Origin of the sequence: Streptomyces milbemycinicus (genome assembly GCF_002154605.1) — a bacterium.
GTDB classification, from domain to species: domain Bacteria; phylum Actinomycetota; class Actinomycetes; order Streptomycetales; family Streptomycetaceae; genus Streptomyces; species Streptomyces milbemycinicus.
This window is the reverse complement of record NZ_MUNE01000050.1, coordinates 1-25,334: the sequence shown is the minus strand read 5'-3', so window position 1 is coordinate 25,334 and position 25,334 is coordinate 1. Positions and strand designations below refer to the sequence as shown.

The window sequence follows — 25,334 nt, the reverse complement described above, 5'->3', positions numbered from 1 at the left end:
CCACCCCGTCGTCCAGGACGGACACGAACAGCGAGCCCTCCCGTATCTCGGCCCCGACCTCGGCCAGCCCCGCCGCGCTGTGCTTGGCGACATTGGCCAGCGCCTCGCAGACCACGAAGTACGCGGCCTTCTCGACCGGTTCGGGCAGCCGCCCCAGCCCCGAGGCATTCACCAGCACGGGGACCGGCGAACGGTCAGCGGCGTCCCCCAGCGCCGCCTCCAGGCCCCGGTCGGCCAGCACCTGGGGGTGTATTCCATGAATCAACTCCCTCAGCTCCGCCAGCACCTTGCCCGCCTCGCCATGCGCCTTGGCGAGCTGGTCGGCCAGCGGCCCCGGCGGGGCGTCCAGCCGCGCCAGGCCCAGCGTCATGGTCAGCGCCACCAGCCGCTGCTGGGCGCCGTCGTGCAGATCCCGCTCTATGCGCCGGCGCTCCGCCTCGAAGGCATGCACCAGCCGGGCCCGCGACCGGGCCACCTCTCCGAGCTCTTCGCGCAGCTCACCTTCGGGGCCCACGAGGAGCAGATGGGCGAACGCGGAGCGCAGCGCGGCGAAGACGCCCAGGCAGTAGAGGCCGACCGGCAACAGCAGCACTCCCGCGAGGGACCACGCGGACGCCTCGGGATAGGAGGTGACCGACCAGTACTTGAGGGCCTGGGCCTGGCCGCCGCCGTCCAGGGCCAGCAGTATCGGAGTGGCCATCATCGCCAGGGGCGCCCCCAGCGCCCCCAGCAGGGCCAATGCGTCCGCCATCCACAGGCCGAATGCGAACAGCACCGTGTACGCCAGCTCGTACCAGGTCGTCCGCTCCTGATACCGCACACGCGCCCAGGCGAGGAGCCCCGGCTCGTCCGGTGCGCTGTGCGGGTTGCGGGCCGGGCTGTTGTCCACCAGCCTCAGCCGGCGGCGCTCGATCGCGCCGACCGGCACCCCGGCCAGCCCCAGCGCGACCAGCACCGGCAGCCCGATCACGACGATCGTCAACACCCCACCGACCAGGGCGAAGACGACGATGCCGAGCAGCGCGAGCGCCCCGACGGGCGCGCTGCTCATCAGATACAGCACCGCGCGCCAAGGCCAGGCGGATCGCAGATAGCCGGGCTGATACAGCGCCTGCCGGACATTTCGTGTGGACATACGAGAACGGTACGGTCCGGCAACCCCCGCCACAGTCGGTCCAGTAGGCGTCTTGAGGGTATGGCTGGCCATACCCCGGAACTATGCCCAGTGGTCGTGAACGGGCGGGCCGGAACCGGTTGTCTGGAAGGCATGACACGAACTGACCTGGACACCGCGGCGGTCCGGCTCTCGCGGGTGAGCCGACGCTATGGCTCAGCCCCCGGCACGGACGGGGTGACGGCGCTCGACGACGTCAGCCTCTCCTTTCCCGCGGGGAGCTTCACCGCGGTCATGGGCCCCTCCGGCTCCGGCAAGTCCACGCTTCTGCAGTGCGCGGCGGGCCTGGACCGGCCCGACTCCGGCTCGGTGTCGATCGGCGGCACCCCGCTGGAGGGGCTGAGCCAGACCCGGCTGACGCGGCTGCGCCGGGAGCGGATCGGCTTCGTCTTCCAGTCCTTCAATCTGCTGCCCTCGCTGACCGCCGCGCAGAACGTGGCCCTGCCGCTGCGGCTGGCCGGCCGCGCGCCCGCGCGCGCGGAGATACAGGGGGCGCTGGCCCGGGTGGGGCTGGCGGACCGGGCCGGACACCGGCCCAGTGAGCTGTCCGGCGGCCAGCAGCAGCGCGTGGCGCTCGCCCGCGCCCTGATCACCCGGCCCCAGGTGCTGTTCGGCGACGAACCGACCGGCGCCCTGGACTCCGCCACCAGCCGCGATGTCCTGCGGCTGCTCCGGGAGCTGGTCGACGCCGAGCGGCAGACCGTCGTCATGGTCACCCATGACCCGGTGGCCGCCTCGTATGCCGACCGGGTGGTCTTCCTCGTCGACGGGCGGGTGAGCGGAGAGCTCCAGCAGCCGACCGCCGAGCAGGTGTCCGCCCGGATGACGCGGCTGGAGACGGTCCCGTGCTGAGGATGACGCTCGGCGGTCTGCGGACCCGATGGACCACACTCGTCGGCACATTTGTCGCGCTGGGCCTCGGGGTCGCGCTGATCGCCACCATGTGCCTGGCCCTGGCCTCCACGCTGGACGCCCCCCGGCGGGGCCCGGAGCGGTTCGCCGCCGCGCCGGTGGTGGTGCGCGGCACCGATACCCTCACCGTCCCCGTTCGACGCGGACCCGACATTGAGAAGGTGTCGGCGCCGCTGGCCCACCCCCGACCGGTGCCGCCCGAGCTGGTGGCCCGACTCGGGCGGCTGGGCCCCGTGACGCCGGACCGCACCTTCCCCGTGCGCTCGGCCGCGCTCCCCCAGGGCGCCGTCGGCCACCCCTGGTCCGCCGCGGCCTTCACCCCGTACCGGCTGACCGCCGGGCGGGCGCCGGAGAAGGCCGGGGAGGTGGTCGTCGCGGGGAGCGAGGCGAGGCTCGGCGACCGGGTCCGCATCGGGACCGCTTCGGGGGACCAGACCCGTGTCGTGGTGGGCACGGTCCCCAGGTCGGCCTTCGAGAGCGCGGTGTTCTTCACCGACGACGAGGCGGCCCGCCTCTCGCCCCGGATCGACGCGCTGGTGGTGCGCGCCCCCGCCGCCGAGGTGCGCGAGGCGGTGGCGGGCACCGCCGGAGTGCGGGTCCTCACCGGCGTGGACCGGCGGCGGGCCGACCCCGACCCGGACCGCGACAGCCGGGCCCTGCTCACGGTCAATGCGCTGCTCGGCACGGCGGCCGGGGTGACCGGCTTCGTCTCCGTCTTCGTGGTCGCCTCCACCTTCGCCTTCGCGGTGGCCCAGCGGCGCCGGGAGTTCGGCCTGCTGCGCATGGCAGGCGCCACCCCCGGCCAGCTCAGACGGGTGGTCCTCGCGGAGGCCGCGGTGGTGGGGGTGCTCGCCTCGGCCGCTGGCTGCGCGCTGGGGACCTGGGGCGCGCCATGGCTCGCGCGCCAACTGGTGAAGGGCGCGGTGGCGCCCGAGTGGTTCACCATCGACGATCACTTCTGGCCGCTTCCCGTGGCCTTCTCGACCGGCCTGCTGGTGGCGCTCGCGGGGGTGTGGGCCGCGGCGCGGCGCGCCGGGCGGGTCGAGCCGGCCGAGGCGCTGCGCGAGGCCGCCGTGGACAGCCGGACCATGCCGCTCACCCGTCGGCTGCTGGGCGCCGGGCTGCTGCTGGCCGGGGTGGCGACGCTGGGGTGGACGCTGGCCGACGACCCGGGAGAACTGCTCAAGCGGAAGACCTACACCACCGAGCCCATGGTGCTGATCACCGCGGTCGGGCTGCTGGCGCCCCTGCTGGTACGGCCGGTGGTGCGGGCGCTGGGCCATCTGCCGGCCCGGCTGCCCGGCGCGACGGGGATCCTGGCCCGGGAAAGCGCCTCGGCCGGGGTGCGGCGGACCGCGTCCGTCGCCGCGCCGGTGCTGATCACGGTCGCGCTCACCGGATCCCTGCTGGGCGCGGCCGCGACGGTGAGCCAGGCGAAGGCGGCCGAGCTGCGCGACCAGACCCGCGCCGACTTCGTGGTCACCGCGGGGGCGGGCTCCGAGGAGCTGAGCGCAAGCGCGGTGCGGCGGGTGTCCGATGTCCCTGGGGCGCTGGTGTCCACGTCCGCGACCACCGCCGTGTTCTCCCGTGACGGAGAGTCGGCGCTGGTCAAGTCGGCGGCGCGGGCGGTGGATCCGGCGCGGCTCGCGGCCGTCGGGCGGCTGCCCGTGGTCTCCGGCTCCGTCCGTGACCTGGACGACCGGGGCATCGTGGTGAATGAGGAATGGGAGCGGCCCACGGTCGGCCGCCGGGTCGCCGTCTGGCTGGGCGACGGCCGGAAGACGACACTGCGGATCGTCGCCGTCCTGCGGACCGGCACCGGCGACAACGGCGCGTATGTCACCTGGCGGAACGCGCGCGGCGCCGCGGTGGACCGGATCGAGGTGCGGCTGCGGCCCGGGGCCGACGCGGCCGCCGTCGCCAAGGAGTTGCGGGCGGCGGTGCGGTCGGAGGGCGGACAGGTGCTCACCCGGGACGCCTGGGTGGCGGCCGTCCATCCCCGGACGAGTCCACAGACCCGGCTGGGCCTGCTGGTGGTGGTCGGCATCGCCCTGATCTACGCGGGCATAGCGCTCGCCGGCACGCTGGTCATGGCCACCTCCGACCGAATACCCGAGCTGAGGGCTCTGCGGCTGGCCGGAGCCACCACCTTCCAGGTGCTGCGGGCCGTGGCGGCGGAGGCGATGCTGACCGTGGCCGTGGGCGCGCTGCTCGGAGTGGCGGTGGCCGGGGTCCAACTGCTCGGTCTGTGGGGTGCGCTGGGGCGGCTGTCGGTGCCGGCCTCGCTCGCGGTGCCCTGGGGCGAGGTGGGCGCGGCGGTGGCCGCCTGCGCGCTGCTGGCGGTGGTCTCCTCCGTCCTGCCCGCCTGGTGCGCGCTGCGGCCCCGGCTCACCCCGCGGCGGTGAGCCGGTCGCCTGCCCGATCTGCCCGAGCGGCTGCCCCCGATCGGCTGTCCCCGACCAGCTACGGCCCCGTCGGCTACGGCCCCGTCGGCTACCGCCCCGTGGGCTACCGCCCCGCTGCGGCCGCGTCGATGAGCTCGAAGGCGGTCTTGCCGTCGATGGTCTCGCGGACGATGTCGGCGTGGCCGGCGTGGCGGGCGAACTCCTGGATCAAGGTGAGCAGCAGAAAGCGCATGGAGCGCACACTGCCCTTCGGGAACCACGGCGCCGGGGGCAGTGGGAAGGTGCCGTTCAGGTCGGGCAGCGAGCGGATGAACTTCTCGGTCTCGGCCGCCGCCTCGTCCCAGAAGGCGAGCACGTCCTTGACCGTCGCCCGCCCCTCCTCGGGCTCGAAGCTCAGGTGATAGTTGGAGTGGTCGCGCGGGATGGAGTGCGGCACCTGCTTGGCGTCCTCGACCCAGCCCAGCTCGACCTCGGCGACATGCTTGAGCACGCCGAACAGCGACAGCTCGCTCGCCGACGGCTTGAGGGCCGCCTGCTCGTCGGTGAGGCCGTGCAGCGTCCGGCGGACGGCGCCGCGCTGGGCGTCGAGGAAGCCCAGAAGGGCTCCGGCCTCGTCGCCGTGGGCTTCCTGGTTCACCAGAGTGGGCATGGGTCCGCCTTCCATCGGTCCATCGGAAGTTCCGTCTCCCGATGTCTCCGACACTACGGACCCTTGCGGTCAGCCTCTGTCCTCAACAACACGTCAACCAATCACACCGCGGCTCAGAACGGGAACTGGCTGCGGCCGTACTGAACGGAGATCCACTTGGTGGTGGTGAAGTCCTCGACAAAGGAGTCGCCGTTGAGCCGTCCGAGCCCGGAGTTCCCCTCCCCGCCGAAGGGCACGATCGGCTCGTCGTGGACCGTGCTGTCGTTGACGTGGATCATGCCGGTGCGCACGCGCTTGGCGAAGCTCACCCCGCGCTCGATATCGCCGGTGTGCACGGCGCCGCTCAGCCCGTACTCCGTGGCGTTGGCGAGCCGGATGGCGTCCTCGTCCCCGTCGAAGGGGATCAGCAGGACCACGGGGCCGAAAATCTCCTGGCTGAGGATCGCGGCGTCCTCCGCGACCCCGGTGAGCACACTGGGGGCGACGAGCGTGCCCTCGGTCCGCCCGCGCACCAGCGCGGTGGCGCCCTCGGCGACGGCCTGCTCGACCAGGGAGCTGATGGCCTCGGCCTGGCCCTCGTTGATCAGCGGGCCGATATGTGTCGTCAGATCGCTCGGGTCGCCGACCTTCAGCGACTCGACCTTGGCGACGAACTTCTCGGTGAACTCGCGCTCGATCCGGCGGTCCACGAGCACCCGGTTCGCGGCCATACAGACCTGGCCCTGGTGGACGAAGCGGCTGAAGACGGCGGCGTTCACCGCGTAGTCCACATCGGCGTCGTCGAGGACGACCAGGGCGCTGTTGCCGCCCAGTTCCAGGATGGAGCGCTTGAAGTGGGAGGCCGCGACGGTGGCGACATGGCGGCCGACCTTGTCCGAGCCGGTGAAGGAGATGACCTTCGGCACCGGGTGCTCGATCAGGGCGTCGCCGATCTCGGCGATGTCGGTGACCACCACATTCAGCAGCCCGGCGGGCAGTCCGGCGTCCTCGAAGACCTTGGCGACCAGCCCGCCACCGCAGATCGGAGTGTTCTGATGCGGCTTGAGCACGACGGAGTTGCCCAGCGCGAGCGCCGGGGCGACCGACTTGATCGACAGCAGGAAGGGGAAGTTGAACGGGCTGATGACCCCGACCACTCCGACCGGAAGCCGGTAGAGGCGGTTCTCCTTGCCGTCGACCGGCGAGGGCAGGATGCGCCCCTCGGGCCGCAGCGCCAACTGGATCGCCTCGCGAAGAAACTCCTTGGCGAGGTGCAGTTCGAACCCCGCCTTCACATGCGTGCCACCGCACTCCGCGATGATCGCCTCCGTGAGCTCCTTCTCACGGTCCTCGATGATCCGCAGGGCCCGCTCGAAGACCAGGCGCCGGGTGTACGGATTGGTGCCGCCCCACTCCGGCTGTGCCCGCTCGGCGGCGCGGTAGGCCAGGTCGATCTCCTGGACGGTGGCCACGGTGATGGAGGCGAGCTTCTCCCCGTTATAGGGGTTGAAATCGACGATGTCCCAGGAACCGCTGCCGGTCCGCCACTCACCGTCGATGTACTGAAAGGCCAGCTCGGAGAAGTAGGACATGCCATCCCTATCTGGAGGACGGGGCGCCGTTCAACGACACCGCGTACGCGTGGGGGATTGCTGATAGAACATGCATTGCTGACAGAACGTCATCCTACTGGCGTGTCAACATCATTGAAGGAGGCCCCGCAGCAAGTCACGGCTCTTTTCCACGGACAGGCTGTCCTCGCTCAGCCGCTCCAACACCCGCCGGTACTGCCCCACTTCCTCGGGTTTGTCGAGGTAGAGCGCGCTGGTGAGCTGTTCCAGATAGACGATGTCCGGCAGGTCGGACTCGGGAAAGCGCAGCAGGGTGAACGCGCCGCTCTCCCCGGCGTGTCCGCCGAAGGAGAAGGGCATCACCTGCAGCGTGACATTCGGCTGCTCGGAGACCGTGATGAGGTGCTGGATCTGGGCCCGCATCACGGCCTGTCCGCCGTAGGGCCGGTGCAGCGCCGCCTCGTCGATCACCACCTGGAAGGCCGGCCCCCGCTCGGAGACCAGCAGCTTCTGCCGCTCCAGTCGCAGCGCGACCCGTCGATCCACCTCGGAGTGGCAGGCCTGCGGCTGACCGCGGGTGACGACGGCGTGGGCGTAGCCCTCGGTCTGCAGCAGACCGTGTACGAACTGCACCTCGTAGCAGGAGATATGCGAGGCGGCGCCCTCCAGACCGACATAGGTCTGGAACCAGCTCGGCAGCACATCGCCGTAACTGTGCCACCAACCCGCGACATTGGCCTCGCGGGCCAGGCCCAGCAGGGACGCGCGCTCGGTCTCGTCCATGACCCCGTAGAGCGTGAGCAGGTCCTCGATGTCGCGCGCCTTGAAGCTCACCCGGCCCAACTCCATCCGGCTGATCTTGGATTCGGAGGCCCGGATGGAATAGCCAGCCGCTTCCCGCGTGATACCACGGGACTCGCGCAACCGCCTGAGCTGAGAGCCCAGGAGAATCCGGCGCACCACCGATCCGCTCGACTCGCTAGCGCTCATGTCTGCGACCCTCCCTGTACGGAACGCACCCTTCCGAAGGCGACCCCCGCAGCCCTGAGGCCGAAGTCTGCCACTATTCGGGCTCCGCCCTGTGCACATGTCGTTACTCAAGTGTGAGACGTACGCAAGAGGGCGTAGGGAGAATCTGTGTCGAAGTTGGGTACATAGCCCCAAAAAATCTGCATGCACGTGCATCTGCCCTTGCATCCGTTGTGCGCATTCGGAACCATAGGTCTTGCGCACGTGCAAGCTCGTACGAGATCTGGCCAGGATTCGTCAGGGCCACGGATGCAGGAGTGCTCGCATGGGGACCGAAGGCTCGACCATGCTGGAGCCCGTGTGGTTGGGGCTCCCGTCGATCGACGCCCCTGGCGTCTCCGGTTCCGCCTCCTGCTCGCTGCCCACCCGCTTCGAAGCGGTCCAAGGAGCCCGGCGGTTCACCGGCGCCACGCTCACGCAGTGGGAACTCCCGGAGATGTTCGACGAAGTCGCCCTGGTCGTCTCCGAACTGGTCACCAACGCCCTGCGCCATGCCTGCCCCGGCGTCCGCCCGGACGCCCCGCCCGGTGCGGAGGCCGAGACGCAGGTGCGGCTGCACCTGATGCGCTGGCGCTCACGCCTGGTGTGCGCGGTCCGGGACCCGAGCGAGAAGAGCCCGGTGGCCGGCGAGGCCGACTTCAGCCAGGAGTCGGGAAGAGGGCTCTACCTCGTGGAATCCTTCACCGACGACTGGGGCTGGCATCCGCTGGCCGGCACGCTGCGCGGCAAGGTCGTCTGGGCGCTGTTCCTGCTGCCGCGACCGCGTTAGGTCATCGCGCCGAGTCATCGCGCTGGGTCATAGGGGGCCGCATCGCACCAGGTCATAGAGGGGTGGACTTCGGCGGGGCCGCCGTCGCGCCCAGCGCGTGCAGCTGAAAGAGCCGTGTCACATCGTGGGCGGTGACGATCCCCTCCAGATGGCCATGGTCGACGACCAGGATCGGCATACCGGCCCCGGGCCGCGCCCCCCGCTCCATGACCTCGTTCAGAAGATCGCCCGGCACGGCGAGCGTGCACCTGGAGAGCGGCGTGGCCACATCGCGTACCCGCTGCATCCCCCGGTTCCCCGACGGCACCGCCGCGAGGCCGCGCAGACTCACCAGCCCGCTCGGCCGGCCCTCGAAGTCGAGGACCGGCAGCACCGAATGCCGGGCCGGCGCCGCCACCTCGTCGATGAAGCGGTCCACGGTCAGCCAGTCGGCCCCGGCGGCCACCGGATGGGACATGGCATCGGCCACCCGCACCCCGCGCAGGGTCTCGGTGAGGGTGGCATGCTGCCGCTCCGCATTGGCGATGATCACCATGAAGAGACCGATGAGCGCGAACCACAAACCGCCCGTGGACCCGCGGATGAACGCCACCCAGCCGAAGGCGATCATCGCCATGCCGAAGATCTGTCCGCTGCGGCCCGCCGCCCGCTCGGCCCGCTCCCGGTCCCCCGTACGCCACCACAGCACAGCCTGCACCACCCGCCCCCCGTCCAGCGGCGCGGCGGGCAGCAGGTTGAAGACACCCAACAGCAGATTGGCCCACCCCAGCCACAGCAGCAGCGCCGCGGGTATCCCCCAGCCGATCAGGCCATGCGCCCCGATCCCCGCCCCGATAGCGACGCCCCCGATCACCAGGCTGGTGATCGGACCGCTGACGGCCACCAGCAACGCCACCCCGGCGGTCCGCGGCCGTCCCATCTGGGTCATACCGCCCAGCGCCCACAGCGTCACATCCTGGACGGCGACACCCTTCTTGCGGGCGGCGACCGCATGCGCGGCCTCGTGCAGCAGCAGGCTCCCCATCAGCAGCGCCGCTCCGATCACGCTGGCGGCGGCGTAGACGACGTTCGAATGACCCGGGGTCCAGGCCGGGAGCGTCTCATGGCCCAGGCCGTAGGCGAGCAGGGCCACCAGCACCGGGACGCTCCAGTGCATCCGCAGCGGCACCCCGAGAACATGTCCGACGCGCATCGATCCGTTCATAGCCGTCTCACCCCAGCCGTCTCATCCAGCCGGGCATCGCACCCACCTACCAGTGTCGCTCACCGCGGCGGGGCCGGAACGGGCCGAATCAGGCGGGGCCAGGCCGGCCATCAGACCGGGACAGATCAGGCCAGGTCGCGCACCAAGTGGTCGAATTCGCCGCCCTTGATGCCGAGCAGCATCGCCTCGACCTCGGCCGGGGTGTAAATGAGAGCCGGGCCGTCCGGGTAGCGGGAGTTCCGTACGGCGACATGTCCGCCCGGCAGCTTGGCGAACTCCACACACGAGCCCTGGGAATTGCTGTGGCTGCTCTTCTGCCAGGCGGCCTCTTGCAGGTCCGCGGCCGCCATGCCGTTGTACGGGTGGTCGCGCACAGGGCTCTCCACTGGTTAGTACAGCTGTCAACTGACCCGGATCATAACCGTGTTGGGCTGCAAATGCATGAGCATTCGAACGAGCAAATGCATTCGCGTATGCACCAGCAGATGCACGTGCACCATGCGTATCCAGACGATCACCCGATGATCACCGGGAAGCGTAGGGCAACGGCGATCCGTACGGTCGACATATACGGTCGATAGAGGTGACGCAGGAGACGCCCGACAGGTTCTCCCACATCTGGAAATTCTTCCGGATTACGTCATTCCGGGCATGGCATCCAAAAGCCGCCACGCATACACGATCTCCCAGACAGCAAAAACCGCAGGCCAGTGGCGTGGCCTGCGGTTTTCGCACTCGTCTCGTACCGGCGGGGTCAGCGCACAGCGGCAGCCGGCGTCCCGGAGGGCTCGGCCAGCGCGGTGGACGCAGAGACCGGCGTACCGAAGTTCGGGGTGCCGTCGGCGTTCCAGTCCACCTTCTGGGCCCGGGTGGTCCGGGTGCCGCCGCAGCCGTCCGTGGCCTTGGAGTTCGCGTGGTAGGCCATCCAGACCTCCTTCCCGTCGGGTGACGGGAAGAAGAAGTTGTGGCCGGGCCCGTAGACCCCGTTCGCGTCATTGCGCTGGAAAACCGGGTTGGCGAACTTCTTCCACGCGCCCGCCGCCAGCGGATCGCTGCCGGTCAGCTCCATCAGCCCCAGCTTGTAGTCGGGGGTGTCGCAGTGCGAGGCGGAGAAGGTCAGGAAGGTCCGCCCGCCGTGCTGGAGGATGGTCGGCCCCTCATTGACCCCGGAGCCCACCTTCTCCCAGCCGTAGGTGGGGGTGGCGATGCGAACGGCGCCGCCGGTCGGGGTCCATGGGTTGCTCATCCGGACCGCGTACAGGTTCTGTGTGCCGCCCTCCCAGAAGGAGTAGAGCATGTAGAGACGGCCGTCGGGCATGGACAGATAGCTGCTGTCGATCATCCAGCGGTTGTCACCGTACGGATCGACCTGACCCTTGTACGTGTACGGGCCCAGCGGGTTGTTCCCGGCGCTCTCCAGGACGTGGACGTGCTGGTGGTCGATGTTCGCGGAGACTCCTGCGCTGTAGGTCAGATACCAGCGCAGACCGTTGGGGCCGTTGATGCGGTGCAGCTCGGGCGCCCAGAAGTTGCAGCAGCGGGACGCGACGGTCTCGCTGTAGATCGTGGTCGGGGCCGCGGCCTTCAGGCCGCCGAGCGTGGTGGCCCGGCGCATCTCCCAGTGGGAGGCCCAGGTGGTGCCGAGGTGGTAGTAGTACCCGGCGTAGCGGATGATCGTCGGGTCCGCGCCGTTCTGCGTCACGATCGGGTTGGTGAACGTCCCGGCCGCCACGGCGGAGCCGGCACCGGTGGCGCGCGAGCCGGCACCGGTGGCGGGCGAGTCGGCACCGGTGGCGCGCGAATCGGCTTCGGGGGCGGCGGGCGAGTCGGCCCTGGCCGTGGGTGCGCCGCCCGTCTGCAGTAAGGCGAGGAGCGCGAGGAGAGCCGCCGCGAGGAGCGGCAGCGCTCTGGTGCGGATGCGGGTCATTGACGGCTCCAAGGTTCGAGATTTCGAACGCCATTCGTCATTCCGGACGGAAGTAGAGCTGCCACGCCTCAGGGGCAACCCCTTTCACAGCCGTGGCCCCACCTCCGCCGGTTTTGTCAGACCCCCCTGTCACACTCACCGATATGAGATGGGCGCTGGCGGAGACGGGCGACGGGGGCGCTCGTCTCTGCCCGCTGGACCCCGCGGGGCGGGCCGCCGGTCCGATCGTCGAGGTCACGGCCGCGACCGGGGGCGCCGCCTGGGCCGTACGGTCCCGGCCGGACGTCGAGCGCTGGGTGTGGCGGTCGACCTCCGAGCTCTACCCGCGGCTGCTCGCCGCGGGCGTCCGCGTCGAGCGGTGCTACGACCTGGAGGCAGCCGAGGCCCTGCTGCTCGGCCATGAAGGGCGGTGCGGCGAGCCGCGTTCGCTGGCCGCCGCATGGGCGCGGCTGCGTCGGCTGCCGGTCCCCGAGGACCCGCCGGTGCGGGCGGTTGAGACGCAGCCGTCGCTCTTCGAGCCCGGCCCGGTGCCGCTGCCGCCCGGCACCGACCCGCTCGACGCGCTGCTGACGGTCTACGCCGGACAGCTCGCCCGTACGGAGGCGGCCGAGCACCCCGGACGGATGCGGCTGCTGGTGGCGGCCGAGTCGGCCGGGACGCTGGTGGCGGCCGAGCTGCGCCGGGCCGGGGTGCCCTGGCGGGCCGACCGCCACCGCGAGCTGCTGGACGAACTGCTCGGCGAGCGTTACCCGGGCGGTCTGGAGCCGCAGCGGCTGGCAGAGCTGGCCGATGAGGTGTCCCGCGCCTTCGGGGGCGTACGGGTGCGGCCGGATCTGCCGGCCGAGGTCCTCAAGGCGTTCGCGCGTGCGGGCATCCCGCTCAGCTCCACCCGCGCCTGGGAGCTGCGGGACATCGACCACCCCGCCGTGGAGCCGCTGCTGCGCTACAAGAAGCTCTACCGTCTGCACACCGCGCACGGCTGGGCGTGGCTGCAGTCCTGGGTGCGGGACGGCCGCTTCCGCCCCGAGTACGTGCCCGGCGGCACGGTCTCCGGCCGCTGGACCACCAACGGCGGCGGGGCGCTGCAGATCCCCAAGGTGGTGCGGCGGGCGGTGGTCGCCGACGAGGGGTGGCGGCTGGTGGTCGCCGACGCCGACCAGATAGAGCCGCGTGTCCTGGCGGCCGTCTCCCGCGACCCGGGCCTGATGGAGATAGCGGGCAGCGGGCGGGACCTGTACGCGACGCTGTCCGACCGCGCCTTCTCCGGCCGGCGCGACCAGGCCAAGCTCGCGCTCCTCGGCGCGATCTACGGCCAGACCTCGGGCGACGGCCTCAAGCACCTCGCGGCCCTGCGGCGCCGCTTCCCGGCGGCCGTGGCGTACGTGGACGAGGCGGCCCGGGCCGGCGAGGAGGGGCGGCTGGTGCGCACGTGGCTGGGCCGCACCTGCCCGCCCGCCTCCGCGGGCGGCGACCCGGCCGACGAGGCGGGCCTGCCGCGCGACCAGGACGAGGAGCCGACGTACGGCAGCACGGCCGGCGCCCGCGCCCGCGGGCGGTTCACCCGTAACTTCGTCGTCCAGGGCAGCGCCGCCGACTGGGCGGTGCTGGTGCTCGCCGCGCTGCGGCAGTCGCTGGCGGGGGCGGGGCTCCGTGCGGAGCTGGTGTTCTTCCAGCACGACGAGGTCATCGTGCACTGCCCGGCCGAGGAGGTCCCGCAGGTGCGGGAGGCGATCGCGGCGGCGGGCGAGACGGCGGGGCGGATCGCCTTCGGCGAGACGCCCGTGCGGTTCTCGCTCACCGCGGCCGCCGTGGAGTGCTACGCGGACGCCAAGGACAACCCGGACATCGGCGAGTACGGCGAATAGCCGGCGAGTACACCGAATAAGCCGCGTCGGCCGGATACGCCGAATAGGCCGAGTAACGGGATCGGTCGGCAGCGGTGAGGGCCGTTCCTCGCCCGACCGGCGCAGCACCGCAGGCGAGGCGGCCGGTCCGGCCCACACGATGATCACAGGGCCGCCGGGCCGACGGCCCCACCACCCCGCCCGCACGGGAAACCTGACCACACGGGAGACCCGGCCACACAGGAGACCTGCAGGAGGCCTGACATGACCATCAGCCTCGATCGGTTGCGCCGCTGCTCCATCGCCGTCGACCTCGGCGCCGCCAGGACCCGGGTCTATCTCAGGCGCACCGGCCTCGTCGTCGACGAGCCGAGCGTCGCCGCCGTGAACACCCGCACCGGAGGGCTGATCGCGGTGGGGGCGCTCGCCGAGCGGATGATGGGCCGTACCCCCGACCATATCCGGGTCGTACGGCCGGTATCCGGCGGCCGGGTCGTCGACATCGCCATGGCCCAGCGCATGTTGCGGTTCCTCGTCGGCAACAAGGTGCGCCGGGCCTGGCGGCGCAAGCCGCTGCTGAGCGCCGCCGTGTGCGTCCCGCACGACGCGGACCCGCTGGCGGAGCGCGCCGCCGTCGAGACGCTGACCGGGCTCGGCGCCCGGCGGGTGGAGCTGGTCGACACCCTGATCGCCGCCGCCGTGGGCTGCGGTCTGCCGGTCGAACGGCCCGAGGCGACGATGATCGTGGTGTGCGGGGCGGCCGCCACCCAGGTCGCGGTGTTGTCGCTGGGCTCGATCGTCGCCGCGGAGCAGGTGGCGGTCGGCGGGGAGACGATCGACCACGCCCTCGTCCAACATATGCGCAACGAGCATGCGTTGATGCTGCCGAGCCAGGCCGTCCGCCCGCTGCACCTGGCCCTGAGGGGCACCGGCGCGGCCACGGACGACACCGAGGTGCACGGCCGGGACGTGGCCACCGGGCTCGCCCGCTCGGTGCAGATCGACATCGAGGGCATCCGGGCCGTGGTGCAGACCCCGCTGACCGGGGTGCTCGACGCGGTCGGCACGGTGCTCCGCCGCTGCCCGCCCGATCTGGTCGCCGACCTCGCGGAGCGCGGCATCATGCTGGCGGGCGGAAGCGCGGGGCTGCCCGGTTTCGACGATCTCCTGCGGGAGGCGACCGGTATGCCGCTGCATATCGCCGAACACCCCGACACCTGCGCGGTCGAGGGTCTTGGCGCGATGATCGAGGGCTCGGTGCGACCGGTCGTCCTGGACCCCCTGGCCTCCTGACGGTCGCTGCAGCGCAGCCCTGAGGACCCGTTCGGCAGAGCCTGACGGCCGGTGTGGAATACGGCGTCCGCGGCTGCTTCAAGAAACTTCGCCACGAGTTGAGCGACGCTCCCGCCCCGTCCGTAGTGATGGAGGAAGAGGCCGTCCGGGCCACACAACCCCCGGCCAACACACCGGGAGTGTCTGCTGATGATGTCCAACTCGGGTTCCGTCCTGGAGGTTCTGGTGCGCGACGACGCCGCCGTGACCGATGCACATCGGTCGAGATCCCAGCGCGGTACGCCGGACGAGGAGCTGATGCGCGCGCTCTACCAGGAGCACGCCGGACCGCTGCTCGCCTTCGTACTGCGCCTGGTGGCTGGCGATCGGCACCGGGCCGAGGACGTCGTCCAGGAAACCCTCGTCCGTGCCTGGCGCAACGCCGACCAGCTCAGCAGGGCCACCGGCTCGATCCGGCCCTGGCTGGTCACCGTGGCCCGGCGGATCGTCATCGACGGACACCGCAGCCGCCAGGCCCGTCCGCAGGAAGTCGACCCCTCCCCGCTGGAGCTCATGCCCGCCGAGGACGAGATCGACCGGGCCCTGCGGCTGATGACCCTCTCGGACGCGATGCACGACCTCAGCGACGCGCACCGCGAGGTGCTCGTCGAGACGTACTTCAAGGGCCGCACGGTCAACGAGGCGGCCCAGACGCTCGGCATACCCAGCGGGACCGTGCGGTCCCGGGTCTTCTACGCGCTGCGCTCCATGAAGCTCGCGCTTGAGGAAAGAGGAGTGACGGCATGACCGCGCAGGCGCACCACGCCGGGCACGACGCCGTCGGCGCGTACGTACTCGGCGTGCTCGACGACGCGGACGCCACGTACTTCGAGCAGCACCTCGCCGCTTGTGACGACTGCGGACGCCGGCTCGACGAGCTGGCAGGGCTGGAGCCCATGCTGGCGGAGCTGGCCTCCGGCGTCCCCGGCATCCACGGCGCCCCCGGCCGGCCCGGGCTCACAGGCGTCCCGCACTCCTTCACCGCCACCCCCAACGGCATCGACACACTCACCGCGCAACCCGGCCCCGGACTGCTGGACAGCATGATCGGCGAGGTCGCCGTGGTCCGGCGCAAGCGGCGCCGTCGGCACCTCTCCCTGGTGGCCGCGGCCGCTGTCCTGATCATCGGCGGACCGCTCGGCGCGGTGGCCCTCACCTCCGACGACGGCTCGAACACGACCATCAGCGCCGAGACCACCGCGAGCAAGACCTTCGAAGAGATGCCCACCAAGGTCCAGGCCACCGACCCGGACACCAAGGTGAACGCCGCGATCGCCCTGAAGGACAAGATGTGGGGCACCGACGCCATGCTGCGGCTGAAGAACGTCAAAGGCCCCCTGGCGTGCAGCCTGATCGCGGTCTCCAAGAGCGGTGAGAAGCAGGTCATGACGACCTGGTCGGTGCCGCCTCAGGGGTACGGCATCGCGGACAGCCCGGACAAGAGCGCCCACGCTCCCCTGTTCACCCAGGGCGGCGCGGCCTTCAAGGCGACCGACATCGACCACTTCGAGATCCGCACGCTCGACGGAAAGCTCCTGGTCTCTGTGAAGGTCTGAGTCTCTGTGAAGGTCTGAGTCTCCGTGAAGGCCTGAGTCTCCGTGAAGGCCTGAGTCTCCGTGAAGGCCTGAGTCTCCGTGAAGGTCTGAGCACGAGCAGCCTCCTCTCCCGCTCCCCACCCTCACCCCCACCATCACTCGAACCGCCGAGCACGGCGTGCGCCGATGTGAGCGCGGTGTTACACAGAGTGTGACAGTCGTCACCGCGTCCCGGGGGGTCAGGATCCGAGGAGGCACCCGTGGCTGACCCGGACGCCCGTCAAGAGCGCATGTTCGCCCAGTACGTGCTGCCCGAGGTGGAGGTGCTGCTGCGGGTGGCGATGTCGCTGACCGCGCAGCCCGCCGACGCCGAGGACCTGGTGCAGGACACCCTGCTCAGGGCCTACCGGGCGGTCGGCCGGTTCGACGGCCGCCATCCGCGCGCCTGGCTGCTGACGATCATGCGGCATGCGGAGGTGAGCCGGCGCCGGCAGCGCAGACCGCATCTGCTCGACGACCCGGACACCGAACTCGACCGGCTCGCGTCCGCCCCGGGCGCGACACCCGCCGCCTCGGGCGCGACACCCGAGGAGCTGGTGGTCGATACGGCCTTCGACGAGGCCGTGGACGCCGCGTTCACCGCGCTGTCGCTGCGCGATCAGCAGGTGGTGCGGCTGGTGCATGTGGACGGGCTGTCGTACGCGGAGGCCGCGCAGGTGCTGGGCGTGCCCAAGGGGACGGTGATGAGCCGACTGCACCGGGCGCGCAAGCGGATCCGGGATCGACTGGTGGCCGCGGGACCTCAAGGACAGCGAGGTGGGGCATGAGCAGCAGGTGGTGGATGTGGTGGCGGAGCACCGAGCGCCAACAGGCCGGAGAGTGTCTTGCGGACGGCGCTGAGCTCCAGTCGTATCTGGACGGTGAGCTGGACGCGCCGGCCGCGCGCCGGGTCCGGGCGCATGTGGCACGGTGCCACCGCTGCGCCCGGGAGCTGGCCGCGTATCAGCGGATCACGAACGCGCTGGCCTCCCGCGGGGCCCGCGAGGGCCCGGACGAAGCGGCGCTCGGACGGCTGCGCGACCTCGTGGGCTCCCTCGGCTCCCGCGACTCCTTCGCGGACCCGGCCGGGAGCCGGGCCGAGGAGCGGCCCCAGGACCGGAGCCAGGGCCCGGATCAGCCTCAGAGCCGGATCCAGGACCAGCTCCAGGACCAGATCCAGGACCAGTTCCAGGACGGTGTCCAGGGGCGGGGGCTGGAACGGGCTCAGGACGAGGTCCCGGACCTGGCGCCTGACGAGGCGCCGCTGCCGCCCGGAGAGCCGGACGCCAGCGAGAGCGCGGTCCCCAAAGCGGGGGCGTGAGGTCGCGCAGCAGGACGACGACGATCAGGCAGGCGCCGACCGCCAGGGCGGCGTCGGCGAGATTGAACACCGGGCCGCGGGCCGTCACCATGATCCAGTCGATGACCGCGCCCCGCAGCGGCCCGGGGTGTCGTACGGCCCGGTCGGCGCCGTTGCCGAGCGCGCCCCCGGCGATCAGCCCGAGGGCCAGCGCCCGGGCCCGGCTGCGGACCCGCAGCCCCGCGCCCGCGGCGGCCAGCGTCGCGACCGCCCCGGCGAGGGTGATCAGCACGATCAGCAGGGGCCGGCCCCGCCCCAGCCCGAAGGCCACTCCGGTGTTGCGCACCAGCAGGGTGTGCACCGGTCCGAACGCGCCCTGCGGCCCCACGGTGCCGTCGAGGGCCGCCACCGCCCAGGCCTTGCTCACCTGGTCGGCCGCCACCACCGCGAATGCGGCCAGCGGGAAGAGTACGCGGCCGGTGCGCTGCTGGGGCTTCATCGTCGGCCTCCTCGCGGCCGGCCTCCTCGCGCCTTCGGGGCCGGCGCGGAAAGCGGGCCCGGACAGGAAACCCGGCGAGGTGACGTATCGCTTCCGCCTGAGCCCGCGTTTTTGCCGAGGCGGCGCTTCTTTGCCGTACGCGGATACAGCCGGCCGTACCCGGGTACGACGGAGGGCCCGCAGGCGGGATGCCTGCGGGCCCTCGCTGTCCACCGCCGGGGTGCGGCGGCCGTACCGAAGGGGTTACTCCGACGTCTTCCCCTTCGCCGACAGAAGCGGCGTCTGGTACTTGGACAGCATCTTCATCTTGTTCTTGTCGACCGTCTTCCAGTCGTTGTTGAGGACACCACCGGTGTCACCCGAGTTCGGGTTCAGGGCCCAGTAGGTGTAGCTGATCTGGTTCTTCTTGAGGTAGTCCATCAGGGCGTTCTGCCACACGGCCTCGGAGCTCTTGCCCGCGGTCTTGCGGCCACCGAACTCACCGAGCAGCAGCGGAGCGATGTTCTGCTTCTTGATGTAGGCCCAGTGCTTCTGCCAGATGGCCGGCATGTTCTTCGGGAAGTCCTTGGCCATGAACCAGTTCTGGTTGTACACACCCGGGCCGTAGTCGTGCGCCGAGTAGACGACCTTGTTGGGCTCCTTCAGCTTGACCGGGTACTTCTTCACACCCTGGAGGTCGCCGCCCCACCAGAACTGCTCGTTCTTGTGACGGTCGGTGCCCTCGACGAAGATCAGCCAGTTTTTGTTGACGGCGTGGATCGCGTTACCGGCCTTCTCGGCCGCCAGGCGCCAGTCGGTCTTCGGGTTGCCGTCGCCCCACGTGGCCTGGCCACGCGGCTCATTGTGCAGGTCGGCGCCGATCACCCGGGGGTTGTCCTTGTAGCGCTTGGCCAGCTGGGTCCAGTCGTCCACCCACTGCTTCTCGGTGAGGTTCTGGCTGTACCACAGCTCACTCTGGCCGTACTGGTCAGGACGGTGCTGGTCCAGCAGCACCATCATCCCGCGGTCGGTGGCACCCTTGACGATCTTGTCCATGATCTGCTGGCCGGTGAGGCCCTTCAGGTCAGGGTTCTGCTTGAAGTCGATCCCGTTGGGCTTGCTCTTGGCCGCGAACATCTCGTTGGAGTACGGGAGCCGGATCGTGTTGAAGCCGTTGTGCGCGATCTGGTCGAGCATGCTCTTCCAGTTACGGGTCCACAGGCCGTGCGGCGCGAAGCTACCGGTCTCCATGCCGAACCAGTTGACACCGGTCAGCACGACCTTGTGGCCCTTGGAGTCCACGATGTCGCCACCACGGGTGGACAGCGGACCGTCGACGGCCGCGCCCTTGGCCGTCGCGGACGAGGCGGAAGAGCTGGACGACGAATCAGAATCGGAATTCAGAGCGAACGCGGTCACGGTGCCACCGATGGCAGCAGCCACGACAACTCCGGCCGCTATACCGACACGCAGCCGGTAGGAACGCGGCCCACGCTTCGACTCAGTGGTTTCGGAAACGGTCGGAACGTTGTTGTCCATGGGGGAATTCATTCGGTGAGACTCCTGAGGAATTGGGGGATGGCTGTTTTCAGGACGCTGGGGGTATTCGTCGGAGGGTCCAGACATTCCACTCGCGGGTCGGAGACTGCGGTCAGCCGGACTAGCCGCGCGCGAGGAAGGAGATCTGCGACCAACAGGTCGAGTCGGAGCCATTTCCAGCTCGACTTGTCCACGTCGATGAGCACCACATCCGGTTGCCTCCGCTCGGCCAGCGAAATTGCTTCACGGACCGATCTGGCGGCGCCGGCAAGTACCAGTCCGGGTGTTTCGTCGACCAGGTCGGCGATCGCACTCGAAACCAGATGGTGGTGCTCCACGACGAGAACTCTTTTCATCGGTGGAGCTCCTTCAGGCGGCTTTCCCTTTCGCTCAACGACATTAGGGAATCCACCGGGGCCGAATCACCGTACGCACGACTGAAATCTCGCTACCTCAATTGCAGGAATACCGGGCACGCCAAACGGTCGAATTCCGCCTACCTCGATTGAGGTAGGCGGAATTCGACCGCCTTGATGGCTTTATGTCCGATTTTGGGTGCCGGTTTCGCCCCTCTGTGCACTGGATCAGTGACAGTGAGTAACGATCGAAGGCCGCAGAAGGCCCAGGAAGCGGATCAGGGAGCGGATCAGGAGGTCAGTGGAGCAGGAGGTCAGTGGAGCAGGAGGTAAGCGGATCAGGAGGTAAGCGGATCAGGAGGTCAGTGGAGCAGGAGGTCAGTGGAGCAGGAGGTAAGCGGATCAGCAGGTCAGTGGATCAGCAGGTCAGTGGATCAGGCGCTCAGCGGGTGAGCCGGAAGGCATAGCCCGGGACGAAGAGCCCCGCGGTCGCCGCACAGCCGTCGGCCTGCCCCGGCTGCTTGACCCAGAGATACGCGTCGATCCCGGGGATCCCGGTACGGGCGGTGGGCGGCGTGCCCAGCTTGCGCCCCGGCGGATCGCAGAACCGGTGGTCGTGGGTGGGCCCGGCGCCATTGCGGCTGGTGTCGATCACGGCCCCCAGCCTGGGCAGACGCAGCTCTCTGAGGACGGACAGGCCGTAGCGGACCTCGTCGCGCGTGGCGTTGAAGTTGGAGACGTTGAGGGCGATGCCGTCCCCGTACCGGTCGATCCCCGCCCGCTCCAGCCGCTCGGCCATGACGGATGAGGGAAGCCACCCGGAGTTCCCGGCGTCGTAATAGATACGGGCGTGCGCGGCCTGCCGCCGCAGCGTCCGCCCGGCGTAGGACAGCTCCGCGTACCGCTCGGTCTGCTGTCGCCGCTTGAGGCAGGTCAGATGCGCCAGGGCGTCCGGTTCCAGGATGACGACGGCGCGCGAGGCGCCGATCCCCCGGGCGAAGCCGCTGATCCAGTTCCGGTAGCCGGACGGATCGGCCATGCCCCCGGAGCTGTGCTTTCCGCAGTCGCGGTGCGGGATGGCGTACGCGACCAGCACCGGCAGCCGCCCGCGGGCCCGGGCGTCCCGCACCACCTGGCGCACCTGGGCCTCGACCCGGCCCTGGTCGGTGTCCGTGAACCAGGCGGCCTGCGGCTGATCGGCGATGCGCTCGCGGATGACCGTCGCCCGGCGGTCGTGGGGGTTGCCGCGCACCCACTGCGCCGCGGGGTTGTCGGGGTCGGTGTAGAACCGGGTCGCGACCGGGAAGTACGGCTTGGGCAGGGGGAAGGCGGACTCGTCGCCGGCCCAGCCCACCGGTGGATGGAGCGTCGTCGCGGCCGTCGCGACCTCGGCCATCAGGGCCAGAGCCAGCAACTGGACGATGCCTCTGCGGGTCCGCAGCGGGGACCTACGGCCTGGACGCCGCTCCCGCCGCTCCCGCCGTTCCCGCCGCTCCCGCCGCCCCTGCCGCGTCAGCCCTCTCGGCAGCGCCCCGAGCCCCAGCCACCTCGGCAGACCTATCAGCCCCAGCAGCAGCACCTGAAGCCGCAGCCGCTGCCAGAACCCCAGCCGCCCGCGCGCCCCCGCCTTCCCGGGGGTCCTCTCGCTCACGCCGGGCCTGCCGCTCAGCTGTCCGAGTTGTTCGACGGGGGCTTACGGCGGCTGATCAGGAAGACCGCAATGACGGCCAGCACCACCAGGGCCCCCGCCACCGCTCCTATCGCCACCAGCGCCGATCCCTCGTCGGACCGGGCCACGGAGTGCGCGCGGTCCGGCTTGGCGGTCGTCCGCGCGGAGCCGGGCGGGCTGGTGGAGGCGGGTGGTGCGGCGCGGTCCGCCAGCGCCCTGGCCGGGGCGATCAGCCCGAAGCCATAGCGCGGGTCACGCCCCGAGGACCCCTTGCGGTCGGCCGTGTCGATCAGCTTCTGTACGACCTGGCCCGCGGTCCAGCGCGGGTGCTCCGAGCGCAGCAGCGCGGCGCCGGCCGCAACCCACGGCGCGGCGTAGCCGGTGCCCGCGCCGGTCCAGTAGTCCTTGTTCGGGGCGGTGGTCAGGATGGAGACGCCGGGCGCGGCCAGGGTCACGCCCCCGCCGTGGTGCGAGTCGGTCCACACGGCGCCCTTCTCGTCGGTCGCCACGACGGAGACCACCCCGGGGTAGGCGGCGGGGTAGGTGGGGCGGTTGCCGTCCTTGCCGTTGTCGCCGGCGCCCGCGACCACCACGGCGTCCTCGCCGATCGCGTAGGTCACCGCCGACCGCAACGCGGCGTTCGGCTTCTTGAAGGACACCGCCACATCGATGACCTTCGCGCCGCGGCTCACCGCGTGGCGGATGGCCCTGGCGGTGGCGTCGACCAGCGGCTTCTGGTCCTCGTACACCCCGAGCGGCAGCACCCTGGCCTGGGGCGCAAGCCCCAGCAGCCCGTTGCCCCGGTAGTTGCGGCCGGTCCCCACGATGATCCCGGCCGTGTGGGTGGCCTGCTCCATCGCGTCCCCCTGGTCGCGGGTGCCGGTGCCGCTGGGGCCGTCCCCGAAGTCCTTGCCGGCCAGGACCCGCCCGCGCAGATCCGGGTGGGAGGCGTCGACGCCGGTGCCGATGACCGCGACGGTCACCCCGGCGCCCTTGCTGATTTTCCATGCCTTCTTGGCCTGCAGCGCGGTCAGCGCCCATTCGGAATCGTGCATCGCTCCGGAATCGGAATCCTGAGGAGCGTCCTGAGGAACACCGATAGCCGCCGAGGGGGCGAGTGAGAGCGCCATCAGGGCGATAACGGCCCCGGTCCGGGCGGCAAATGAACGGTGCAACATCACGTGACCTGACATTACGTCACCTACCTTCATCCCAGTGGGACGCGAGGCCGTGGGCGGACGCCTGGCCGTCTCATCTTCTGCGGGTATCCGCGGTGCGGACACCCGCGGGCGGGTGACCTACTGCTCCCCTTTTTGGGGGACCAGTTGCAGGCCTCGTTTCCGGGCCTCCCCAAAACGGGGGAGAAAGCCGCTCCACCGAAGGTGGAGTCCACCCTCCCCCGAAGGCGTGATGTCCTCCGAAATCCTGGGGAGCACTCTTGGACTGACATCGGCGAAAGAGCCTCCTGGTAGGGAGTCGCGATGCAGCGTTTCGGAACGTTCAGCGATCGCACCAGCGACCGCGACCCGAGCGAACGGGTGGGCAACACCCGCAAGCGAAAAGGAATGTTCTTTCGAACGCGCTCGATGAGCGGCCCGCTGGCCGCCCTGAGCGGTCTGGTTCTGCGATTCGCGGTCGTCGGCGTGGGTGGCGTGCTGGTGAACACGGTGTCTCTCTTCACGCTCTACCACTGGGCCCACTGGCCGCTGCTCGCGGCCTCCCCGGTCGCGGTGGAGCTCGCCGTGGTCCACAACTATCTGCTCAACGACCGATGGACCTTCGCGGTTTCCACCCCGTCGTTCCGGCGGTTTCTGAAATTCAATGTGTCCGTACTCGGCGGGCTCGCGGTCAACGTCCTGGCGGTCTGGCTGCTGGAACGCTTGGGAATCCATCTCCTGCTGGCGAACGGCATCGGTATCGCCGCCGCGTTCGCGGCCAATTTCGCCGCCAGCGCGGGCTGGGTCTGGGGGAGGCGGGACCGATGATCCCCATCATCTATCTGGGCCTCGTCCTGGTCTCCGTACTGCTGACCGTTCAGTCGGCCCATGTGCTCTATCTGATGCTCTACACCTGGGACCGGACGGACGCCGAGCGAAAAGCCAGGGCCCCGGACCGCTTTGTCCGCCCGCGTCTCTCCTTCAGCGTGCTGCTGCCCGCGCGGCATGAGGAGGACGTCATCCAGACCACCATCGAGCGGGTGGTGCGGGCCGATTATCCAGCCGAACTGCTGGAGGTCTTCGTGATCTGTTCGCAGGACGACACCGGCACGATCAAAAAGGCGGAAGAGAAAATCGCCGAGCTGGACCGGGAAGGTCTGGAGAACGTCCAGGTCGTGGTCTTCGACGACAAGCCCGTCAACAAACCCCACGGGCTCAACGTGGCCCTGCCGCACACCACTCACGACGTGGTGACGATCTTCGACGCCGAGGACGACATCCACCCCGAGATCTTTCTGCTGGTCAACACGGTCATGCTCAAGGAGCGGGTGCGGGTGGTGCAGGCGGGCGTCCAGCTGATGAACTTCGACTCCAACTGGTACTCCACGCTCAACGTCCTGGAGTACTTCTTCTGGTTCAAGAGCCGGCTGCACTACCACGCCCACTTCGGGTCCATTCCGCTCGGCGGCAACACCGTCTTCTTCGCCCGCGAACTGCTGATCCAGCTCGGCGGCTGGGACGACCGCAATCTCACCGAGGACGCCGACCTGGGCCTGCGGGTGTCGGCCAGCGGCGAGCGGGTGCGCGTGGTCTACGACGACCGCTATGTGACCAAGGAGGAGACGCCGCCGACCCTCGGCCACTTCATCCGGCAGCGCACCCGGTGGAGCCAGGGGTTCATGCAGACCCTCAAGAAGGGCACCTGGAAACAGATGCCCACCCGCAAACAGCGGTGGCTCGCCTTCTACGTCCTCGCGTTCCCGCACGGCCAGGCGCTGCTCGGCCTGTATCTGCCGATCTCCCTGGGGATGATCCTCGTCCTCAAGGTGCCCGTGCTGATCGCGCTCTTCTCCTATCTGCCCGTCCTGCTGCTGTGCGCGCACTTCCTGGTCCAGGCGGTCGGACTGTACGAGTTCACCGGGGCCCATGGGCTCGAAGCCACACCGGGGACGCTCGTGAAGATGGCGATCTCCTGGTTCCCCTTCCAAATGGTCCTCGCCTACGCCGCGGTGCGCGCCATGCGGCGAGAACTGCTCGGCCGCCACGACTGGGAGAAGACCCAGCACGTCGGCGCCCACCGGGCCGCTACGGAGGAGGCGGACTCCCGTGTCGCATGACCCCACGCCGCAGCCCCTTCACCCGGAGCGGCCTGCGCAGCCCGCACATCCGGAGGGGCCTCCGCAACCCGTTCGCCTGGAGCGGACCGATCGTCCCGAGCGGCCTGCGCGCCCGGAAGGGCCTGAGCGTCCGGACGGGCCTCCGCGGCCGGAGGGGCTTGAGCGTCCGGACGGGCCTCCGCGGCCGGACCGATCCCGGGCACCCGAGCGGCCCCCTCGACCCGACCGACCGCGGCGCCCCGACCGGCCTGACCGGCCTGACCGGCCTGAGCGGCCTGAGCGGCCTGAGCGGCCTGAGCGGCCGCAGCGGCCCGAACGATCTCAGCGCCCTGACCGACCGCCGCGACCC

At 70.4% G+C, this 25,334-nt stretch carries 22 protein-coding genes and 2 pseudogenes; 12 read left to right on the top strand and 12 right to left on the bottom strand.

Features of this window, described 5'->3' with window-relative positions:
- Window positions 1-1,135, bottom strand: a 1,135-nt coding sequence (locus tag CCN51_RS04800; protein ID WP_086859289.1) for a sensor histidine kinase, incomplete at its 3' end; no start/stop codon positions are given.
- A gap of 132 nt (window positions 1,136-1,267) precedes the next feature.
- Between CCN51_RS04800 and CCN51_RS04795 the strand changes: the two genes are divergently transcribed.
- Complete coding sequence (locus CCN51_RS04795; protein ID WP_014178486.1) at window positions 1,268-2,026, top strand: ABC transporter ATP-binding protein; 759 nt, start codon at window positions 1,268-1,270, stop codon at window positions 2,024-2,026.
- A complete protein-coding gene (locus tag CCN51_RS04790) occupies window positions 2,020-4,491 on the top strand; it encodes an ABC transporter permease (protein WP_014178485.1) in 2,472 nt (823 codons plus the stop codon). Before CCN51_RS04795 ends, CCN51_RS04790 begins: the two co-directional genes overlap by 7 nt.
- 103 nt (window positions 4,492-4,594) lie before the next feature.
- Here CCN51_RS04790 and CCN51_RS04785 read toward each other — a convergent pair whose 3' ends face one another.
- From CCN51_RS04785 to CCN51_RS04775, 3 genes are all read right to left on the bottom strand, one after another.
- Window positions 4,595-5,140 carry a DinB family protein gene (locus tag CCN51_RS04785; protein ID WP_043487373.1) on the bottom strand — a complete coding sequence of 182 codons (546 nt, stop codon included), beginning with the start codon at window positions 5,138-5,140 and terminating at the stop codon, window positions 4,595-4,597.
- A gap of 113 nt (window positions 5,141-5,253) precedes the next feature.
- Window positions 5,254-6,711, bottom strand: coding sequence for an aldehyde dehydrogenase family protein (locus CCN51_RS04780; protein WP_014178483.1), 1,458 nt, complete (start codon window positions 6,709-6,711; stop codon window positions 5,254-5,256).
- A gap of 111 nt (window positions 6,712-6,822) precedes the next feature.
- Window positions 6,823-7,680, bottom strand: coding sequence for a helix-turn-helix domain-containing protein (locus tag CCN51_RS04775; RefSeq protein ID WP_043487372.1), 858 nt, complete (start codon window positions 7,678-7,680; stop codon window positions 6,823-6,825).
- Window positions 7,681-7,984: 304 nt separating this feature from the next.
- On the opposite strand from CCN51_RS04775, the gene CCN51_RS04770 reads away from it, so the two are divergent.
- Window positions 7,985-8,488 (top strand): ATP-binding protein, encoded by a 504-nt coding sequence (locus CCN51_RS04770; RefSeq protein ID WP_014178481.1) that lies wholly within the window; start codon window positions 7,985-7,987, stop codon window positions 8,486-8,488.
- Window positions 8,489-8,540: 52 nt separating this feature from the next.
- Here the strand turns inward: CCN51_RS04770 and CCN51_RS04765 are convergent, their stop codons facing one another.
- The 3 genes from CCN51_RS04765 to CCN51_RS04755 all read right to left on the bottom strand — a co-directional run bounded on the left by CCN51_RS04765 (window position 8,541) and on the right by CCN51_RS04755 (window position 11,619).
- The gene (locus CCN51_RS04765; protein ID WP_014178480.1) at window positions 8,541-9,692 is read right to left on the bottom strand and encodes a site-2 protease family protein; all 1,152 of its coding nucleotides are present in this window, start codon (window positions 9,690-9,692) and stop codon (window positions 8,541-8,543) included.
- A gap of 125 nt (window positions 9,693-9,817) precedes the next feature.
- The gene (locus CCN51_RS04760) at window positions 9,818-10,042 is read right to left on the bottom strand and encodes a DUF397 domain-containing protein (RefSeq protein WP_043491085.1); all 225 of its coding nucleotides are present in this window, start codon (window positions 10,040-10,042) and stop codon (window positions 9,818-9,820) included.
- A gap of 404 nt (window positions 10,043-10,446) precedes the next feature.
- On the bottom strand, window positions 10,447-11,619 hold the full coding sequence (locus CCN51_RS04755; protein ID WP_014178477.1) for a glycoside hydrolase family 43 protein: 1,173 nt from the start codon (window positions 11,617-11,619) through the stop codon (window positions 10,447-10,449).
- Window positions 11,620-11,762: 143 nt separating this feature from the next.
- Here CCN51_RS04755 and CCN51_RS04750 point away from each other — a divergent pair, with 143 nt between their 5' ends.
- The 6 genes from CCN51_RS04750 (at window position 11,763) to CCN51_RS04725 (ending at window position 17,690) form a co-directional block, all read left to right on the top strand.
- Window positions 11,763-13,484 (top strand): bifunctional 3'-5' exonuclease/DNA polymerase, encoded by a 1,722-nt coding sequence (locus CCN51_RS04750; protein ID WP_086859287.1) that lies wholly within the window; start codon window positions 11,763-11,765, stop codon window positions 13,482-13,484.
- A gap of 243 nt (window positions 13,485-13,727) precedes the next feature.
- A complete protein-coding gene (locus CCN51_RS04745; protein ID WP_014178476.1) occupies window positions 13,728-14,756 on the top strand; it encodes a rod shape-determining protein in 1,029 nt (342 codons plus the stop codon).
- A 192-nt stretch (window positions 14,757-14,948) separates the two neighbouring features.
- Entirely contained in the window at window positions 14,949-15,542 is a 594-nt protein-coding gene (locus CCN51_RS04740) for a sigma-70 family RNA polymerase sigma factor (RefSeq protein WP_043491081.1), read from the top strand.
- Window positions 15,539-16,351, top strand: a complete 813-nt coding sequence (locus tag CCN51_RS04735; RefSeq protein ID WP_014178474.1) for an anti-sigma factor family protein — start codon at window positions 15,539-15,541, stop codon at window positions 16,349-16,351. Before CCN51_RS04740 ends, CCN51_RS04735 begins: the two co-directional genes overlap by 4 nt.
- Before the next feature lie 239 nt (window positions 16,352-16,590).
- Window positions 16,591-17,157: an RNA polymerase sigma factor gene (locus CCN51_RS04730; RefSeq protein WP_014178473.1), complete on the top strand. Its 567-nt coding sequence runs from the start codon at window positions 16,591-16,593 to the stop codon at window positions 17,155-17,157.
- On the top strand, window positions 17,154-17,690 hold the full coding sequence (locus CCN51_RS04725; RefSeq protein ID WP_055413987.1) for an anti-sigma factor family protein: 537 nt from the start codon (window positions 17,154-17,156) through the stop codon (window positions 17,688-17,690). The genes CCN51_RS04730 and CCN51_RS04725 overlap by 4 nt, the downstream gene beginning before the upstream one ends.
- Before the next feature lie 19 nt (window positions 17,691-17,709).
- Here the strand turns inward: CCN51_RS04725 and CCN51_RS59820 are convergent.
- From CCN51_RS59820 to CCN51_RS04700, 5 genes and pseudogenes are all read right to left on the bottom strand, one after another.
- Window positions 17,710-18,168, bottom strand: a pseudogene (locus CCN51_RS59820) (signal peptidase II); the annotation flags it as partial.
- A 243-nt stretch (window positions 18,169-18,411) separates the two neighbouring features.
- Window positions 18,412-19,590: a glycoside hydrolase family 5 protein gene (locus CCN51_RS04715; RefSeq protein WP_238545433.1), complete on the bottom strand. Its 1,179-nt coding sequence runs from the start codon at window positions 19,588-19,590 to the stop codon at window positions 18,412-18,414.
- A 104-nt stretch (window positions 19,591-19,694) separates the two neighbouring features.
- The gene (locus CCN51_RS04710; RefSeq protein WP_078610584.1) at window positions 19,695-20,042 is read right to left on the bottom strand and encodes a response regulator transcription factor; all 348 of its coding nucleotides are present in this window, start codon (window positions 20,040-20,042) and stop codon (window positions 19,695-19,697) included.
- 442 nt (window positions 20,043-20,484) lie between these two features.
- Window positions 20,485-21,693, bottom strand: a complete 1,209-nt coding sequence (locus tag CCN51_RS04705) for a glycoside hydrolase family 6 protein (protein ID WP_238545432.1) — start codon at window positions 21,691-21,693, stop codon at window positions 20,485-20,487.
- A 14-nt stretch (window positions 21,694-21,707) separates the two neighbouring features.
- Window positions 21,708-22,766: a S8 family serine peptidase gene (locus CCN51_RS04700; RefSeq protein ID WP_014178469.1), complete on the bottom strand. Its 1,059-nt coding sequence runs from the start codon at window positions 22,764-22,766 to the stop codon at window positions 21,708-21,710.
- A gap of 426 nt (window positions 22,767-23,192) precedes the next feature.
- Here CCN51_RS04700 and CCN51_RS04695 point away from each other — a divergent pair, with 426 nt between their 5' ends.
- The 3 genes and pseudogenes from CCN51_RS04695 to CCN51_RS54225 all read left to right on the top strand — a co-directional run.
- Entirely contained in the window at window positions 23,193-23,696 is a 504-nt protein-coding gene (locus tag CCN51_RS04695; RefSeq protein WP_043487371.1) for a GtrA family protein, read from the top strand.
- A complete protein-coding gene (locus CCN51_RS04690; RefSeq protein WP_014178467.1) occupies window positions 23,693-24,985 on the top strand; it encodes a glycosyltransferase in 1,293 nt (430 codons plus the stop codon). The genes CCN51_RS04695 and CCN51_RS04690 overlap by 4 nt, the downstream gene beginning before the upstream one ends.
- Window positions 24,986-25,143: 158 nt before the next feature.
- Window positions 25,144-25,334 (top strand): annotated as a pseudogene (locus CCN51_RS54225) (collagen-like protein); the annotation flags it as partial.

What these genes read in the sequence shown, in the direction of transcription:
- CCN51_RS04795 (WP_014178486.1), top strand. Translation starts at nt 1,268, where the DNA reads ATGACACGAACTGACCTGGACACCGCGGCGGTCCGGCTCTCGCGGGTG.
- CCN51_RS04785 (WP_043487373.1), bottom strand. Translation starts at nt 5,140, where the DNA reads ATGCCCACTCTGGTGAACCAGGAAGCCCACGGCGACGAGGCCGGAGCC.
- CCN51_RS04780 (WP_014178483.1), bottom strand. Translation starts at nt 6,711, where the DNA reads ATGTCCTACTTCTCCGAGCTGGCCTTTCAGTACATCGACGGTGAGTGG.
- CCN51_RS04775 (WP_043487372.1), bottom strand. Translation starts at nt 7,680, where the DNA reads ATGAGCGCTAGCGAGTCGAGCGGATCGGTGGTGCGCCGGATTCTCCTG.
- CCN51_RS04770 (WP_014178481.1), top strand. Translation starts at nt 7,985, where the DNA reads ATGGGGACCGAAGGCTCGACCATGCTGGAGCCCGTGTGGTTGGGGCTC.
- CCN51_RS04765 (WP_014178480.1), bottom strand. Translation starts at nt 9,692, where the DNA reads ATGAACGGATCGATGCGCGTCGGACATGTTCTCGGGGTGCCGCTGCGG.
- CCN51_RS04760 (WP_043491085.1), bottom strand. Translation starts at nt 10,042, where the DNA reads ATGGCGGCCGCGGACCTGCAAGAGGCCGCCTGGCAGAAGAGCAGCCAC.
- CCN51_RS04755 (WP_014178477.1), bottom strand. Translation starts at nt 11,619, where the DNA reads ATGACCCGCATCCGCACCAGAGCGCTGCCGCTCCTCGCGGCGGCTCTC.
- CCN51_RS04750 (WP_086859287.1), top strand. Translation starts at nt 11,763, where the DNA reads ATGAGATGGGCGCTGGCGGAGACGGGCGACGGGGGCGCTCGTCTCTGC.
- CCN51_RS04745 (WP_014178476.1), top strand. Translation starts at nt 13,728, where the DNA reads ATGACCATCAGCCTCGATCGGTTGCGCCGCTGCTCCATCGCCGTCGAC.
- CCN51_RS04740 (WP_043491081.1), top strand. Translation starts at nt 14,949, where the DNA reads ATGTCCAACTCGGGTTCCGTCCTGGAGGTTCTGGTGCGCGACGACGCC.
- CCN51_RS04735 (WP_014178474.1), top strand. Translation starts at nt 15,539, where the DNA reads ATGACCGCGCAGGCGCACCACGCCGGGCACGACGCCGTCGGCGCGTAC.
- CCN51_RS04725 (WP_055413987.1), top strand. Translation starts at nt 17,154, where the DNA reads ATGAGCAGCAGGTGGTGGATGTGGTGGCGGAGCACCGAGCGCCAACAG.
- CCN51_RS04710 (WP_078610584.1), bottom strand. Translation starts at nt 20,042, where the DNA reads ATGAAAAGAGTTCTCGTCGTGGAGCACCACCATCTGGTTTCGAGTGCG.
- CCN51_RS04700 (WP_014178469.1), bottom strand. Translation starts at nt 22,766, where the DNA reads ATGCACGATTCCGAATGGGCGCTGACCGCGCTGCAGGCCAAGAAGGCA.
- CCN51_RS04695 (WP_043487371.1), top strand. Translation starts at nt 23,193, where the DNA reads ATGCAGCGTTTCGGAACGTTCAGCGATCGCACCAGCGACCGCGACCCG.
- CCN51_RS04690 (WP_014178467.1), top strand. Translation starts at nt 23,693, where the DNA reads ATGATCCCCATCATCTATCTGGGCCTCGTCCTGGTCTCCGTACTGCTG.